A 15599-nucleotide genomic window follows, 5' to 3' on the forward strand; every position below is an offset into this window, starting at 1 on the left:
GGTGGAAGCCGCTCTCGCCCTCGCGTCGGCCTGGTTCCGGACCGCGGTCGTCGGCTGGTTCGCGCGCCGCTGGCCGGTGCTCGTGGCCGCGGCGGGCGTGCTCCTCCTGGGGTGCGCCGTGATGCTGGGGGGTGCGGCGATGATGCTGGCGGGCGCGGAGGAGGAGGCCGAGTCCGCGACGGCCTGCACCGCGCTGGGCTACCAGGTGGACCAGGCGGCCTACGCGCCGCCCCCGGTCGACCGGCAGCCCGCGATCCCGAGCGGCGGGCCGGTGGCGGGGTTCGGCCCGGGCTCCGAGGACCAGGTCGCGAACGCCCGGGCGATCATCGCGGCCGGCAAGGCGGCCGGCGTCGGCGAGCGGGGGCTGGTCGTCGCGATCGCCACCGCCATCCAGGAGTCCGGGCTGCGGAACGTCGCGTACGGCGACCGGGACTCCCTCGGGCTGTTCCAGCAGCGCCCGTCGCAGGGGTGGGGCACCGACGCGCAGGTGCGGACGCCGTCGTTCGCCGCCCGGGCGTTCTTCGGCGGCCCCCGCTCGCCGCACTACGACGAGCGGACCGGCACGGCGTCGCCGGGCGGTCTGCTCGAGGTGGCGGGCTGGCAGGACCTGCCGGTCACCGTCGCCGCGCAGAAGGTCCAGCGCTCCGCCTTCCCCGACGCCTACGCCAAGCACGAGGAGCGTGCCCGGGTCGTCGTCGAGGCCCTCGCGGGCAGCACGCCGGCGGACACGTCGCCCCGCGACGAAGCACCCGCGGCGACGGTCGACGACGCGGCCGCCGTCGTGGCGGACTACCGCGACGCCGGGTACGACGTCCAGGCGTACTGCGAGGAGAGCTTCGAGCTCGCCTCGGCGGCGGGCGGCGGCGGGCTGTCCACGGGCCCGGACCTCGGCGCCGGAGCCTGGACGGCGCCGATCGAGGCGGCGGTCACCTCGCACTTCGGCCGGCGGCTGCACCCCGTGTTCGGCGAGTGGCGGCTGCACGCGGGCACCGACTTCCACGCCGCCGTCGGGACGCCGGTGGTCGCGCCGCACGCCGGGGTCGTCGAGGAGGTCACCTGGACGTCCGGCGGCGGCCTGGTCGTCCAGGTGTCCCACGGCGGCGGGATCGCGACCCGCCACCTCCACCTCTCGGAGGTGCTGGTCCGGCCGGGGCAGCGGGTCGAGGCCGGGGAACGCATCGCGCTGACCGGCGACACGGGCGTCGGCACCGGCGCCCACTACCACTTCGAGGTGCACGTGGACGGCGACCCGGTGGACCCGGAGACGTTCATGCCGGCCCACGGCGTCGAGCTGGGGGCGTCCGCATGAGGGACGACGGCGCCGAGGTCTTCGCCTACACGGACATCACCTGGCAGGTGGCACCGCCGCCGGTCCGGTACCCGGTCCCCGCCCGGCACGTCCCCGGCCTGGAGGTGGGCGACGAGCTGACCATCGGCCTGCCCGGCCGCTACTACATCGACGGCCAGGTGCTCGCCCGCGGCGACCGGGAGACCATCACCCTGCCCCGCGAGACCGAGCCCCGGGAGTCCCTCCACGTGACGTCGCCCCTGCTGTGGTGGCTGCACAAGGGCTACCCCGAGCGGGGCCTGACCATGCAGCAGTGGCCGGTCGACTACACGTGGGTCTACCGCGACGCCGCGGGCCAGGACGAGGGGGCCCCGGAGGCCGACGCCGAGGACCGGCCGGCCGGCGACGGGTCGTGGCTCACGAAGGTCCAGCGCACCCTCGACGAGCCGCCCGCGCGGCGGCCCCGGCCCGCGCGGGAGGTGACGGGCCTGACCGGCCGACGCGTCCGGCTCCAGCACGCCCCCAGCGAGTGGTCGTGGTGGTACGCCGTGAGCGAGCCCGTCGATGTCGCCGGGGACATCAGCGTCAACCTGCTCCCGCCGGCGATCTGGTGGATCACCCAGTTCACGTACCACGGCGAGACGCAGGACACCATCGAGACCCTGCCGATCCACCGCCTCTTCGTCTACGACTGAGGCTCGCCACCGTACGGCGCACCGACCGACGCACCGACCGATCCGGGATGAGGAGACATGGCCTCCCACGAGAACGACAAGGACCTCACGGAGATCGTCTACGTCCTCCTGGCCCTCGGCGGCCTGTATCTCCTCAAGCAGACCTGGACGGCCCAGGTCCGCCCCTGGATCGAGTCCACGTGGGGCGAGCTCCAGGCCGGCCACGCCGTCACGCTCCCCCTCGTGGGTTCCGTCGACCGCGTGGACCTCCTCGGCGTCGGGGTGCTCGCCGTCCCGTTCGTGCTGATCCTGCTGTTCGCCGCGGGAGCACGCCGGCGGCGCCGTCGCGAGCGGTCCAGGGCCACCGCCGCGCGGACCACCGGCCGCTGACGCAGGCACCATGCCCACGAGTCGCGACCGCGTGACGGGCAGCGCCGGGCACGCGGAGGTCATGCCGAGCCCATGACAGGGTCAGGCTCAGGCCGGCTCCACTCGGCCGCACGAGAACGGCGCAGGCCGACCCCGACCCGGCGGCCACCTCGCCACCGGGTATCACGACCGCGCGGCGAGACGACGGGGCCGGACCACCGTGCCGTGCGGCAGGGCAGCTGTCCCCCGACGTCTTGCGCGAAACCTCAGCTCGCCAGGTTCGAGAAGAACTCGCCGAAGCCGCGGAAGGCTCCGATGATGAACTCCCAAATTCCCGTGACGATGTTCGAGGCTGCATCCGGGCTGGTCACGACCGCGTAGATCAGGAAGATCACGACGAGCCAAATCAACAATGTCTTGGCCTTGGGAGGCATGGTGCTCACGCCCTCTCGGTCAACGAACTATGTTGCCCTGTCTCCATTGACGATACTGAACCCGCGGCAATTCGACCCGGCGAAGCCATACCGGTCTCATTCCGTGGACGGGCCCGGCGAGCCGGTCGGGAAGCCGCGCGCCGGCCTCGGCCGCTCGCGCCGCCAGGGTCATGCCGAACCCACAGGTCCCGACAGGGCAGGCAACAGGCGCGTGTGCCACCTCGACCGACGTCGACATCCCGGACGTCACCGCACCTCGCCGGACCCCAGCTCGCGGCTCAGCGCCGCCGGGACGCCGGACGGGTGGTCCTGGACGTCCACCCGGCGCGTCTCGCACCCTGCGCACCGCACGTAGAGCACCCACCCGGCCGACGTCGCGTGCCGCGACTCCACCTGCCAGGCGTGCTCGTGCGTCGCGGTGGGCACCGGGAGGCGGTCGTCATGGGTTCGCAGGTTGCGCATGCCCACGACCATGGTGTCATGGTCTTGTGCATCTCAACCCTTACGGCGAGTACGCGGTGCTCCTCGCCGCGTCCCTGGCCGACGACTGGCCGGCGGACCGGCACGGGATCGAGGCCCGGACGCGCGAGTTCGGCATGACGATGGCGTTCGCGGAACGCCCCGACGACCACGCGAGCACCCGCCGCGTCATCGACGACTGGCTGACGGTGGTGGACGCCCCCACCGCGCCCGAGCGGGCCCGGCTCCTCAACGCCCAGATGGCAGCCGCGGCCGCCTACCCGCGGCTGACCGACCACGACGACGAGGGCTGGCACCTGCACTACCGCGACGAGGACCAGTCGCTGGCGCACGTGCTGCACGCCGTCATCAGCGTCGGCACGGCGCTGCACCTCACGACGCGCGGCATGCACCGCCTCGGACGGTGCGAGGCCGGGCTGCTCATGCCGGGCGAGTGCACCGCCGTCGTCGTCGACGTCACCCGCAACGGCCGCCGGCGCTACTGCTCCGTGCGCTGCGCGAACCGGGCGGCGGTCCGCCGGCACCGCGCACGAGCCCGATGACGCTCCCGGGCTCGTGAGACACCCGGCTGCTCGGCCCGCTCTCACGGTAGCCTCAGGCCGGTTCGACCTGTACCGATAAAGGAGCCTCCCGTGACCGACCGTGCCCCCGTGCTCGACGCCGTCGTCGACCTGGACGTCCCCGGTCCCACGATCAGCCGCCACGTGTACGGGCACTTCGCCGAGCACCTCGGGCGCTGCGTCTACGAGGGCTTCTGGGTGGGCGAGGACTCCGACATCCCGAACGTCGGCGGCATCCGCACCGACGTCGTCGAGGCCCTGCGCGAGCTGAGCATCCCCAACCTGCGCTGGCCCGGCGGCTGCTTCGCCGACACCTACCACTGGCGCGACGGCGTCGGTCCGCGCGACGAGCGGCCCCGCATCGCCAACACCCACTGGGGCGACGTCGTCGAGGACAACTCCTTCGGCACCCACGAGTTCATGGCGCTGTGCGAGCTGCTCGGCACCGCCCCGTACGTGTCCGCGAACGTCGGCTCCGGATCGGTGCAGGAGACCGCCGACTGGGTGGAGTACCTGACCCGCGGCGACGACGCCCCCATGGCGCGCCTGCGCCGCGAGCACGGCCGGGAGGAGCCCTGGAGCATCGCCCTGTTCGGCATCGGCAACGAGCCGTGGGGCTGCGGCGGCAACCTGCGCGCCGACCAGTTCGCGTCGCTCGCCCGGCAGCACGCCACCTACGCGCGCGACCACGGCGACAACCGGCTGGTGCGCATCGCCGCCGGCGCGTCGGACGACGACTACGCCTGGACCGAGACGCTCATGCAGCAGATCGCGAGCCTCGGCGACGCGAACCCCCGCGACCTGTTCCAGATGATCTCGTTCCACTTCTACACGTTCGCCGGCACGTGGGGCGACAAGGGCTCCGCGACCGAGTTCACGCGCGACGAGTACTGGGCCACGATGCGCAAGGCCCTCGACGTGCGGCGCATCCTCGCCGGGCACTCCGCCGTCATGGACGCCTACGACCCGCAGGCGAAGCTCGGGCTCGCCCTCGACGAGTGGGGCACCTGGTGGAACGTCGAGCCCGGCACGAACCCGGGGTTCCTGTACCAGCAGAACGCGCTGCGCGACGCCCTCGTGGCCTCCGTCCACTTCGACGCCTTCCACGACCACGCCCGGCGCCTGCGCCTGGCGAACATCGCCCAGACCGTCAACGTGCTGCAGTCCATGCTGCTCACCGACGGCGCGCGCATGATCCGGACCCCCACGTTCCACGCCTTCGCGATGAGCGCCGGCCACCACGACGCCACCGCCCTGCCCGTGCGTGACGTCGCCGACCGCGCCCGCCACGACGTCGGCGGCACCGCGGTCCCCTCGGTCTCGGCGTCCGCGTCCACGAAGGACGGCGCGGTCCTGGTCTCGCTGACCAACCTCGACCCCGACGGCCCGGCGACCGTGCGCATCGACCTGCGGGGGCGCGCCGTCGGCTCGCCCGTCGCGACCGTCCTCACCGCCGACGACCCCGCCGCCCACAACACGTTCGACGAGCCGGACGCCGTCGCGCCCCGCCCGCTGGACGGCGTCCGCGTCGACGACGGCGTGCTCACGGCCGAGCTGCCGCCCGCCGCCTTCGCGACCGTCCGCCTCCCCCTGGCCTGACCGCCGAGCCCGGTATCGAGCGTCTCTGTTCGTCAGGTTTCGCGCCCGGATTCCGGACGAGCAGAGACGCTCGATCGGCCGCTCTGGGAGGCGGCGACGGCGCCCAGGACGACGTCGAGCACGACGAACCCGGCGAGGGTCCACCCGACGAGCGGCAGCGCCCAGCCGACGAGGCAGGCGACGGCGAGCACGGCGGCGATGCCCCACCACGGGGCGCCGCGCAGGACGCCGCGGCGCGGCGGGCTCCCCGCGAGCGTGCGCGGGGACCGGGTCGGGCGCCGTCGCCACCACATCAGGTAGCCGAGCACCACCATGGTGGCGATCGTCCCGGCCACGAGGAACAGCACGACCTGGTTCGCCAGGCCGAACAGGGATCCCATGTGCAGGTCGATGCCCCAGCGGGTCAGCTTCGCGGGCATCGGGAACTCGTCGAAGTCGGTCCGGTCCACGACCTGCATGGTCGTGCCGTCGATCGCGACGGCGTCCACCTCGGTGGGGTAGCTGCGCTGGATCTCCTGCACCACCCAGGCGGTCCCCGGCTCGGCCGGGGGCCTGATCTCGACCAGGCCCGTGTCGACGTTGTACCGCTGCCCGATCGCCAGCACGGCGTCGAAGGTGGCCGGGTTCGCCGCACCGGGGGGTTCCGCGGCCGTCCCGCCGTGGCCGGCGTGCTCGCCCGACGGCGCCGCGCCGCCGTCGCCGAGGCTCGTGCTCACCGCCGGCGTCTCCCACGACAGGGCCGACCGCAGGTCGCCGACCCGCCCGCCGGCGAGCTGGGACCAGGTGATCCCCGTGGCGGAGAGGAACAGCGCGCCGAGCAGCACCCATACCCCCAGGGATGTGTGCCACGAGAACAGCCGCCGGTACCCCCTGGCACGCAGGGAGGGGCGCACCATCTCGGCCTTGCGGCGGGTCCGCCGCACCCGGACGATCCACAGGCCGAGACCCGCGAGCGCGACGACGCCGAGCCACGACGCCGCGAGCTCGCTGTAGAACCGTCCGACGTCACCGAGGTGCAGCGACCGGTGCAGTTGGTCGACCCAGGTGCGCAGCGGCAGGGCGCCGCTGGTGCCGTAGACGGTGAGGTCGCCGCGGACCTCGCCGGTCCCCGGGTCGACGAAGACCGCTCGCGACTCGCTGGACCCCAGCCCCTCCTCGGCGAACATCACACGGGTCGTGTCGCCCGGCTCGGGGGCCGGGCGCACGGCCGACAGCGTCACGTCGTCGCCGCCGACGGACGCCTCGGCGATGTCGATCTGCTCGGCGAGGCTCAGGGTCGTCGAGGTGGCCGGGACGTGCAGCTCGTGGTCGTAGACCACCTGCTCGACGGCCGGGGTGATCGCGTAGAGCGCGCCGCTGGTCGCGGCCACGAGGATGAACGGGCCGACGAGGACGCCGGCGTAGAAGTGCAGCCGCAGCAGCAGGGCGCCGAACCACCCGCGGGTGCGGCGCGGCGCGGGCGGTGGCGCGTGCTCCGTGGGCGGGCGGATGTCGGGCGTGGTGGACGTCGTCGTCATGATCTCGCCTTCAGGTCAGGAGGGTCTCGCCGATGAAGCCGTCCTCGTCGCACCCGGGTGGGACGGCGAAGACGGCGGAGCCGATCGGGACCGTCCACCGGTTGAGGAGGTCCAGCTCGTCGAGCCGCCGCTGGATGGGCACGAACTGCCGCTCGACGTCGGCCTGGTAGGACACGAAGATCAGGCCGGCGTCGGAGACCTGCGTCCCGGACCCGCCGTCGTCGTAGTTGTAGGCGCGCCGGAAGATCCGCTCGTCGGGGTTCTCGCTGCGGGCGCGCCGCAGGTGCGAGAACTCGGGGATGACCGGGAACCCGATCTCCGTCGTGGCCTCGAAGTCCGGCTCGTCGTGCTCGTCGGTGCCGGTGAGCGGCGCGCCGTCGGACAGGTACCGGCCCACGGACTGCTCCCGCCCGCTGCGGTCGAGCTCGTCCCAGGTGTCGAGGGTCATGCGGATGCGACGCACGACGACGCCCGTGCCGCCGGCGAGCCACCCGTCACCGGCCCACACGAGCCGGTCGAAGTCCGCCGTCCCCGGGACCGGGTTGGCGGTGCCGTCGACCTGCCCGAAGAGGTTGCGCATCGTGGTACCGGGCCGCACGGTGCCGTGCGCGCGCCGGAACCCCTGCTGGGTCCACCGCACGGTGGCGAAGCTGCGGGCGTCCTTGAGGAGCATCCGCGAGGCGTGCGCGACGGTCAGCGGGTCGTCGGCGGCCACCTGCAGCAGCAGGTCGCCGTCGGACAGCTCCGGCACGAGCCGGTCCACCGTGAACGACGGCAGCGCCTTCAACCACCCCGGGGCCTCGCCCCGGGCCCGGGCGACGAACCGGGGTCCGACGCCGAACGTCACGGTGAGGCGCGACGGCGCGACGGCGAGCTCGGGCTCGGAGTCGGCCAGCGCGGGCTCACCGCGGGTGAGCCGCGCGGCGTCGTCGGTGAGGATGCGCATCATGCGGCGCAGCGCCTCGCGGTCGGTGCCGTCGCGCAGGTCGAGGGCCACGAAGAGGCCGTGCGCCTGCGCGTCGGTGTCGATGCCGGCCTGGTGGGCGCCGTGGAACGGCACGGTCTGGGCGCCGTGCAGGGGCGCCGCGTCGACCGCGGGGGCGTCGGTGCTGGTGAGGGCCTGGTCCGCGCCGACCGCGGCGGCCGCGCCGACGCCGGCGACAGCTCCCCCGAGGAGGAACTGCCGCCGGGTCGACCCGGTGCGGTCGGTGCGGGCGCCCTTGCCGGGCGCGGGCATCAGCCCTCCATGTCCATGTCGTCCGAGTCCCCCGTGCCGTCGGCGTCCTCGTGGTCGTGGTCGGAGCCACCGCCGTAGCTCTCGTTCGCGCCGGAGTAGTCCTTGACCGGTGCGGTGAGGTCCGCGGTGGAACCGTCCGCGTACGTGAGGGTGACGGTCACCTCCTCGCCGGCCTCGATCGGGCCGGTGAGGTCCATCAGCATGAGGTGGTTGCCGCCCGGCTCGAGCACGAGCGTCCCGCCGGCCGGGACGACGAGGCCGCCCTCGACCTCGCGCATGGTCATCTCGCCGGTCTCGTTCTCGACCGTCTCGTGCTGCTCGACCATCGCCGCGGCCTCGGTGCTCACGGACGTGATCGTGACGTCCTCGGCCCCGGTGTTGGTGAGCTCGCCGAACGCGGCCGACATGCCGGAGTCGGCCGCCTTGACCCAGGCGTCGGAGACGGTCACCTCCTCGGCGGCGGGGGCGTCCGTGTCGTCGGCTGCCGCGCCGTCCGAGGCGCACCCGGCGAGGCCGAGCGCGGCGGCGGCGAGGACGACGCCGAGGCGTGAGGTCGTCCGAGCGGTGGAGTGGGTGGTGCGGTGGGTCACGGAGGTGCCTTTCACGGTGTTCCCGACGTGCCCGAGCCGTGCTCGGTGTCGTCGGCGCCGGCCGCGTTCCTGCGGCGGCGGAGGATCTGGACGAGTGCGAGCAGGCCGAGCGCCACGACGGCGCCCCCTGCTGCGACGAGGACGACCCGCAGGGTCCCCCCGTCCTCGGTCGCGGTCCGGCTCCGTGCGCTGTCCGTGGCCGACGTCTCGGCGTCCGCCCCCGCGGTCTCCTGGCCGGGATCCTCAGCGGGGTCCTCGTCGGCAGCCGCCTCGCCGGCGTCCGCGGGAGTGTCGCCTGCTCCGTCGTCCCCGCCCTCGACGGAGAACGGCACGACGCCCGAGATCGGGTGGCCGTCGGACGACACCACGCGCCAGCGCACCTCGTAGGAGCCGCCGGGCAGCTCCTGCAGGGGCACCGTCACGACGGGACCGTCGATCGACACCTCGCCCTCGGACCGGTCAGTGCCGGACTCGTCGGCGACGACGACAGCCGCGCCCATGTCGAGGATGTCGTCGGAGAACTCCATCGACACCTCCGACGGGGGCGCGGCCAGGACGGCGTCGTGAGCCGGGTCGCTCGAGATCAGCTGGTCGTGGGCGGACGCCGGCGGCGCCGTCGCGAGGATCGCGACGACGGCCGTCAGCAGTCCCGCCACGAGGGGACGGGAACGAGACATAGGGGGACCTCTCCTGGGACGCCGCGGAAGGGCGTCGGAGCATGCGTCGACGGGACGCACGTGCGGCGTCCCGCTCGCCCGCGGAGCGCGGGCACGGATCAGCGCGCGGGCACGGCGGCCCGCGGCACGGAGCTCAGACTGCGTGCGGCGCGGGAGGTCCTCGGCGCCACAGGGGCGCGAGCTGAGGGCCGGGCGGCGGCGGGCGGAAGTCCGCGGCACGCACGCCCGGGAGCCGGGGGACGACGAACGTCGGGACCCGGTCCGCGACCTGCCACCGGCGCACGAGCCACGCGGCAGCGCGCCGGCCGAGCTCGCGCAGCCGCGCCAGCATCGTCTCGCCGCGGTGCAGCAGGACGACGGTGATCACCGCGGCGACGCCGTGCCAGGCCCACATCGTCGGGTCCGTGTGCATGGCGTGGGCGGGGGCCTGGGCAGCGGGCAGCGTCACCGGCGCGTGCAGGCCGTGGCCGTGCGGGCCGCCGGAGGCGGGCGCCGCGCCCGACGGCGTCCCGAGGACGAACAGGGTGTGGAAGAAGAGTTGGCTCACGACGACGGAGACCGACAGCCGCGGCACCGAGAGCCGCCGTCCGGCCAGGGCCGTGCAGGCCGGCAGCGAGAGCGCCAGCGGGACGACGATCCCGAGCATGCCGGGCACCTGACCACCGCCGGCGACGTGGGACAGCAGCGCGACGGCCGTCGACGCCATCGCCGCGAGCGCACCGCGCACGAACCGGGCGGGCCCGGCCCGCTCGTCGCGTGCGGTCATGGTGCGGCTCTCCGGAGGTCGCTGGGGCCGGCGTCGGGACCGGCCACCGTGTCCCGGCCGAGCCTAGTGCGTGGCACGAGACGACCGGAACGTACGCGCCCGGATCGAGCGTCTCCGGTCGTCAGGATCCAGGCGCCGGATCCTGACGACCAGAGACGCTCGTCCAGGCGGTGGTCAGCCCTCGAGAGGCTGCCAGGGGCCGTGTTCGACGCCCGGCTCCTGGTTCCGGGTCCACCACTGCGCCTCGTAGCGCTCCCCGTCGTGGACGACGACGTCGCCCGCGGTGAAGATGCGCGACGGTGTCCACACGTCCGTCCCGTCGACGTCGCGGACCAGCTCCTGCCAGGGGCCGTGCACGGACGCGCCGGGCGCCTGCTTCCGGGACGTCCACGACGCCCGGAAGTGACCGCCGTCGTGGTAGGCCTCGTCGCCCTTGCGGTACCGGGTGGCGGCGTCCCACACCGGCGACGGCTCGCCGGGCACCTTTGCCAGCACCTCGATCTCGCTGACCACCAGATGGGTGTCCGGGTGCGCCGTCATCACGACGCGGACGGCATCGGCCCGCACCTCCGCGGGCACGCGGGCCACGAGGGTCTCGCCGTCGGTCTCCGCCTCGCCGACGGTCTGCCACGCGCCGTCCACCCGCGCCTCGACGGCGACGCCGGTCGCCCAGCTGCGGTGCGACCCGTCGCGCCAGAAGTGCGTGACGACGCCGGTCACGTCACGCTCGGTGGGCAGGGTCACGGTGAGCGTGTCCTGCGGGTTCTTGTCGCCGGAGCGCCAGTTGGACCAGCCCTTGTCGCCGGTGTCGCCGTTGATCACCCGCTCGGCCGGGTAGCCGGGCTCGGTGTACGTCGCGGCGGCGGTGGTGCCGTCCGCGAGCGCCGCGTTCGCCTCCCCGGGCGGCGTGACGAGCACCCGCGCGGTGGCGGGCAGCGTGCCGCCCGCGCCGTCGTCCGCGGCCCCGGCCACCTGGACGACGCCGAGGTCGTCGAAGGCGCCCGCCGGGGCGTCGTCCCAGGTCACCGGGCGCTCGACCTCGGCCCCGCCGGCGGCGACGGCGGTCACCGTGGCGGGCAGCTCGGGCACGCCGCCGGCGTACGCCTCGGCACGCGCGGGCAGGGTCGCGGTGAGGGTGTCGACGACGACGGTCGCGGTCGCCTCGACGGCACCGCCGCCGGGGACGGCGACCGTGCCGGTCACCTCGACCGTGCCCGCGTCGGCCCACGCGTCGTCTGCGGGCACGACCCAGGTGACGGGCAGCTCGCCGCGCGGCCCGTCGGGGTAGACGGGCGTGACCGTCGTGGGCAGCTCGGGCGTGGTGCCGGGGACGGCGAAGACGTCGACGGGCTCGGTGGCGAGCACCGTCTCGTCGACGATCGCCCACCGCTGGTTGGCGCCGGAGGTCGCCCGGTACGTGCCGACCGGGGAGCCGTCGGCCCACGCCTCGCCGCCGACCTCCAGCAGCGTCCGCGACGACGCGTTGACCAGGGTGTACGTGCCGTCGCCGGTGGTGGACAGGATCCACCGCGCCTCCGGCGGGGCGTCGCCGTCCGCGGCCACCAGCACGGCGGAGGTGTCCGCGGTGACGGCGAGCCGCTCCCCCGTGCCCACGTTGGTCACGGCGTAGCGGGTGCGGTGCGTCCCGGAGCCCTCGGGGGCGCCCAGGTCGGTGAGCGTCCACAGCTGGTCGGCCGCGGCGGGGTCGTCGGTCTCGATGCGCACGCCCCCGTCGCCGTCGGGCGCCAGCGAGCGGTCGGACTGCACGCCGTCCAGGCGGAACACGTGGCCGTCCTGCGCCAGCGGGGCGTCCTCGGCGACGCCGGAGACGCCGTCGACGACGAAGGTGGTCACCGACTCGGCGGGCACGGTGAGGGTGGCGGAGGCACCGGAGACGGCGACCGGGTCGCCCTCGACGAGGTAGCCGTCGGCGCTGGTCACGACGGGCGTGACGGTGGCGCCGGCCGTGTCGGCGAAGCCGGACAGGTCGAGGGTGACGTCGCGCGAGGCGGTGTCGTCGTTGACGTGCACGACGGCGGCCCCGTCGCCCGCCGCGGACACGGCGGCGGTGCTGCTCGCGTCGTCGACCCCGATCAGCCGGTCGCCGGGCGCGATGTAGTGCGTGAAGTTCTGGGTGATCCAGTACTTCGTGTTGGTGTAGATGGGGCAGGTCTCCAGCGTGTCCTGCGCGGTGCAGGAGAACGGGATCTGGATCTCGCCCCAGTTGCCGCCCTCGGGGCTCTCGCCGCCGGGCGCCATGTTGTCGTAGTCCTCGACGGGCTGCCAGAACACCCAGGCGGAGGGCTCGAGCTCGCGCAGGTCGTCGACGATGTGCTGCGCGCTGCCGAGGCCCGACTCCATGGACTCGAAGTCCTGCCCGGTGCTGGACCAGGAGCCGCCGACCTCGCTCATCCACAGGGGCTTGTCCTCGCCCTTGGCGATGTCGCGCACGGTGGTGCGCTGGCCGGTGCCGTAGGTGTGCACGTTGAGCTGGGACACCAGGTCGCGCACCCCGTCGGAGTACGCGTTCCAGTTGGTGGCGAACCGGCCCGGGTTGGTCTCGTCCATCGCGGAGACGACGGCGTCCGTCGTCGAGCCGGCGAGCTCGGCCGCGAGCGCGGGGATCACCTGCTGCTGCAGCTCCGGGCCGATGTGGGCGCCCTCCTGGCGGCCGCCGGTCGGGTTGCCTTCGTCCCCGAGCTGGGTGCCCCAGTAGTCGGTGTTGGGCTCGTTGAACGGGTCGATCGTGTCCACGTCGATGCCGTGCGCGTCCTCGAGGCGCTCGGTGACACCGACCATGTAGCGGGCGAAGTCTTGGACGCTCTCGGCCTTGAGCTGGTCGGTGCCTGCGTCGAAGTTGCCCGAGACGTAGCCGGACTCCGTCATGAACCAGGGCGGGGAGTTGCTGAACGTCTCCCAGTGGGTGATGTCGTCCTTGATGCGGTCGACCCACCAGCGCTGGGTGGCGTCCGCGTCGTCGTCCCAGTGGTCGGGGTTCGCCGGGTCCCACCAGTCCACGTCGTCGCGGGTGGTGCCCTCGGGGGCTTTCCACCAGCCGTCGACGGCGCCCCCGGCGCGCAGGTAGTCCGGCACGTCGGGGGCGTTGCCGCCGCCGACGTTGTAGCGGGCGATGTTGAGGTTCAGGCCCTCGTCGCCGAACACCATGTCCGCCAGGCGGTTCCGGATCTCGTCCGGGTAGTCGCCGGTGGCGTTGGCGAACCAGACGAGGCTGGTCCCCCAGCCCTCGAACGGCTCGCCCGCGTACGACGGGTCCGGGCGGACGGTGACGGTCCCGCCGTCGTCCGCCTCCGCGGCGACCGCCTGGGGGGACGCCGTCGCCGGGACCAGACCGACGGCGAGCAGCGCCGCCGCCGTGCCGGTGACGACGCCGGCGCGTCGTCGTGCGTTCCTTCGTCGTGCGTTCTCGTCGGTCGGGCTCATCGGTGAGCACTCCTCTCGCGTCGGTGCGATGGATCGGGGACCGCTGTGGGTACGGAGATGGCGAAGCTCCGGCGCCGGAACCTCGCCATCTCCGTACCCACAACGCTCGGGGTCAGGGCTCGGTGGGTCCGAGGTCGGGGGTGGCGACGAACCGGGCGCGGGCGGACGCGGCGCCCCGCAGCTCGAGCAGCACGAGGTCGTTCGCGCCGTCGCGCAGCAGCGGGCCGGGCACGTAGAGGGTCGCCGTCGGGCCCTCGCTGGAGTAGCGGCCGAGCAGCTCGCCGTTGACCCACGCGAGCCCCCGGGTCCAGCCGTCCAGGCGCAGGAACCGGTCGGTCCCCGCGGCGGCGTCGAACGTGCCGTGGTGGAACGACGGCCCGGCGAGGGGCGCGTCCGGGGCGGTCACCGGCCGCAGGGCGCCGTCGAGCAGCGCGGGCGCCTCGGCGACGCGCAGCGGCAGCGCCTCCCAGCCGGTGAGCTCGCGCCGCGCGGTGCGCACCGGGCCGAGCAGGCCCTTCGGCTCGCCGATGCGCGGGCCGTAGTTGACCCGGCCGCGGTCCTCGACGAGCAGCGTCAGCTCGCCCGCGCGGGGCGGCAGCGGCAACGCCGCGACGTGGCCCGTGCGGTCGAGCACGCCGACGGGCTCGCCGTCGAGGAACACGTGCGCCCGGTCGCGGACCTCGGCGACCTGCAGCACGGCGTCGTCGTCCTCCACCCGGGTGCGGTACAGCGCGAACCCGGACCACTGGCCGAGGGCGTCCATCGTCGGCGGCCGCTGCGCCGTCCGCCCGGCACCGGCCAGGGCGTCGACGACGTCGGCCAGCGCCACACGCCGGCCGAGGACGACGTCGCCCTCGGGCGCGAGCCCGGGCTCGGCGGGCAGCTCGTCGGGCACGGGGGCGTGCTTGGCGATCACCGCCCGCAGGGCGTGGAACTTTGCGGTGGGGGCGCCGTGCTCGGACAGGGGCGCGTCGTAGTCGTACGACGTGGTGATGGGCAGGTAGGTGCCCTTGTCGTTGGCGCCGCTGGTCAGCCCCGGGTTGGTGCCGCCGTGGAACATGTACAGGTTGACCGAGGCGCCGGCCGCGAGCAGCTCGTCGAGCTCGGCGGCCGTGTCCTCGGGCGCGGTGACGTGGTGGATCTGTCCCCAGGAGTCGAACCAGCCGTTCCAGAACTCGGTGCACATCAGCGGGCCGGTGGGCTGGTGACGCCGCAGGATCGAGAGACGCTCGGTGGTGCGGGAGCCGAAGTTCGCCGTCTTGTGGAGCTCCGGCAGGCCGCCGCGGCCGAGGTGCTCGTCGTCGGCCTGGTCGCTCGTGAACAGCGGCACGTCGATGCCGTGGGACCGGGTCAGACGCACGAGCTCGCGCAGGTAGCGGACCCGCTCGTCGTCGGGCACGCCCGGGTAGGCGCCGTACTCGTTCTCCACCTGCACCATGAGGACCGGGCCGCCGCGCGTGGTCTGCCGCGGCGCGACGACGGGCAGCAGGTGGGCGTAGTAGTCGCCGATGGCCCGCAGGAAGGCGGGATCGTGGCGCCGCACCCCCGCGCTCCCGTCCGCGAACAGCCAGGCCGGCAGCCCGCCGCCGTCCCACTCCGCGCAGATGTACGGACCGGGCCGCACGATCGCGTGCAGGCCCTCCGCGGCGACCAGGTCGAGGAAGCGGCCCAGGTCGCGGCGGCCCGTGAGGTCGAACTCGTCCGGGGTGGGCGCGTGGAAGTTCCACGCCACGTACGTCTCGATCGTGTTCAGGCCCATGAGGCGGGCGGCGCGGATCCGGTCGGCCCACTGGTCGGGGTGGACGCGGAAGTAGTGCAGCGCACCGCTGATCACCTGGAACGGGCGGCCGTCGAGCAGGAAGTCCCGCTCGCCGATCTCGAACGTGGGCATGAGTCGTGGAGCCTCTCGGGGAAGGGTGGTGCGGACGAGCCGGACCCGCCGAGCGTCTCTGTTCGTCAGGCTTCAC

General features: G+C 74.1%; 14 protein-coding genes. 5 read left to right on the forward strand and 9 right to left on the reverse strand.

From position 1 onward, the window contains the following. The first annotated feature begins 1 nt into the window (after position 1). The 3 genes from EYB28_RS00665 to EYB28_RS00675 are packed head-to-tail and all read left to right on the forward strand — an operon-like array spanning position 2 to position 2352. Entirely contained in the window at positions 2-1309 is a 1308-nt protein-coding gene (locus tag EYB28_RS00665) for a M23 family metallopeptidase (RefSeq protein ID WP_166843986.1), read from the forward strand. Then, positions 1306-1983 (forward strand): hypothetical protein, encoded by a 678-nt coding sequence (locus EYB28_RS00670; protein WP_166843987.1) that lies wholly within the window; start codon positions 1306-1308, stop codon positions 1981-1983. Before EYB28_RS00665 ends, EYB28_RS00670 begins: the two co-directional genes overlap by 4 nt. A gap of 57 nt (positions 1984-2040) precedes the next feature. Continuing rightward, complete coding sequence (locus EYB28_RS00675; RefSeq protein ID WP_166843989.1) at positions 2041-2352, forward strand: hypothetical protein; 312 nt, start codon at positions 2041-2043, stop codon at positions 2350-2352. 245 nt (positions 2353-2597) lie between these two features. Here EYB28_RS00675 and EYB28_RS00680 read toward each other — a convergent pair whose 3' ends face one another. Together EYB28_RS00680 and EYB28_RS00685 are read right to left on the reverse strand one after the other, a co-directional pair. Continuing rightward, positions 2598-2774 carry a hypothetical protein gene (locus EYB28_RS00680; protein WP_166843757.1) on the reverse strand — a complete coding sequence of 59 codons (177 nt, stop codon included), beginning with the start codon at positions 2772-2774 and terminating at the stop codon, positions 2598-2600. Positions 2775-3011: 237 nt separating this feature from the next. Then, a complete protein-coding gene (locus EYB28_RS00685; protein ID WP_166843991.1) occupies positions 3012-3227 on the reverse strand; it encodes a hypothetical protein in 216 nt (71 codons plus the stop codon). 26 nt (positions 3228-3253) lie between these two features. On the opposite strand from EYB28_RS00685, the gene EYB28_RS00690 reads away from it, so the two are divergent. Next, positions 3254-3787: a CGNR zinc finger domain-containing protein gene (locus tag EYB28_RS00690; RefSeq protein ID WP_166843993.1), complete on the forward strand. Its 534-nt coding sequence runs from the start codon at positions 3254-3256 to the stop codon at positions 3785-3787. A 90-nt stretch (positions 3788-3877) separates the two neighbouring features. Further along, positions 3878-5404, forward strand: coding sequence for an alpha-N-arabinofuranosidase (locus tag EYB28_RS00695; RefSeq protein WP_240930321.1), 1527 nt, complete (start codon positions 3878-3880; stop codon positions 5402-5404). A gap of 32 nt (positions 5405-5436) precedes the next feature. On the opposite strand, the gene EYB28_RS00700 is transcribed toward EYB28_RS00695, so the two are convergent. The 7 genes from EYB28_RS00700 to EYB28_RS00730 form a co-directional block, all read right to left on the reverse strand. After that, positions 5437-6921 carry a PepSY domain-containing protein gene (locus EYB28_RS00700; protein WP_166843995.1) on the reverse strand — a complete coding sequence of 495 codons (1485 nt, stop codon included), beginning with the start codon at positions 6919-6921 and terminating at the stop codon, positions 5437-5439. Between the two features lie 10 nt (positions 6922-6931). Beyond that, entirely contained in the window at positions 6932-8158 is a 1227-nt protein-coding gene (locus tag EYB28_RS00705) for a Dyp-type peroxidase (protein WP_166843997.1), read from the reverse strand. Beyond that, complete coding sequence (locus tag EYB28_RS00710) at positions 8158-8748, reverse strand: copper chaperone PCu(A)C (RefSeq protein WP_166843999.1); 591 nt, start codon at positions 8746-8748, stop codon at positions 8158-8160. The genes EYB28_RS00705 and EYB28_RS00710 overlap by 1 nt, the downstream gene beginning before the upstream one ends. A gap of 11 nt (positions 8749-8759) precedes the next feature. Continuing rightward, positions 8760-9425, reverse strand: a complete 666-nt coding sequence (locus EYB28_RS00715) for a copper resistance CopC family protein (RefSeq protein WP_166844001.1) — start codon at positions 9423-9425, stop codon at positions 8760-8762. Positions 9426-9558: 133 nt separating this feature from the next. Then, positions 9559-10191 (reverse strand): hypothetical protein, encoded by a 633-nt coding sequence (locus EYB28_RS00720; RefSeq protein WP_166844003.1) that lies wholly within the window; start codon positions 10189-10191, stop codon positions 9559-9561. Positions 10192-10365: 174 nt separating this feature from the next. After that, on the reverse strand, positions 10366-13632 hold the full coding sequence (locus tag EYB28_RS00725) for an RICIN domain-containing protein (RefSeq protein WP_166844005.1): 3267 nt from the start codon (positions 13630-13632) through the stop codon (positions 10366-10368). A 112-nt stretch (positions 13633-13744) separates the two neighbouring features. Further along, the gene (locus EYB28_RS00730) at positions 13745-15523 is read right to left on the reverse strand and encodes a beta-galactosidase (RefSeq protein ID WP_166844007.1); all 1779 of its coding nucleotides are present in this window, start codon (positions 15521-15523) and stop codon (positions 13745-13747) included. Positions 15524-15599: the final 76 nt, after the last annotated feature.

Source organism: Isoptericola sp. BMS4, from assembly GCF_011634835.1.
Classification (GTDB): domain Bacteria; phylum Actinomycetota; class Actinomycetes; order Actinomycetales; family Cellulomonadaceae; genus Isoptericola.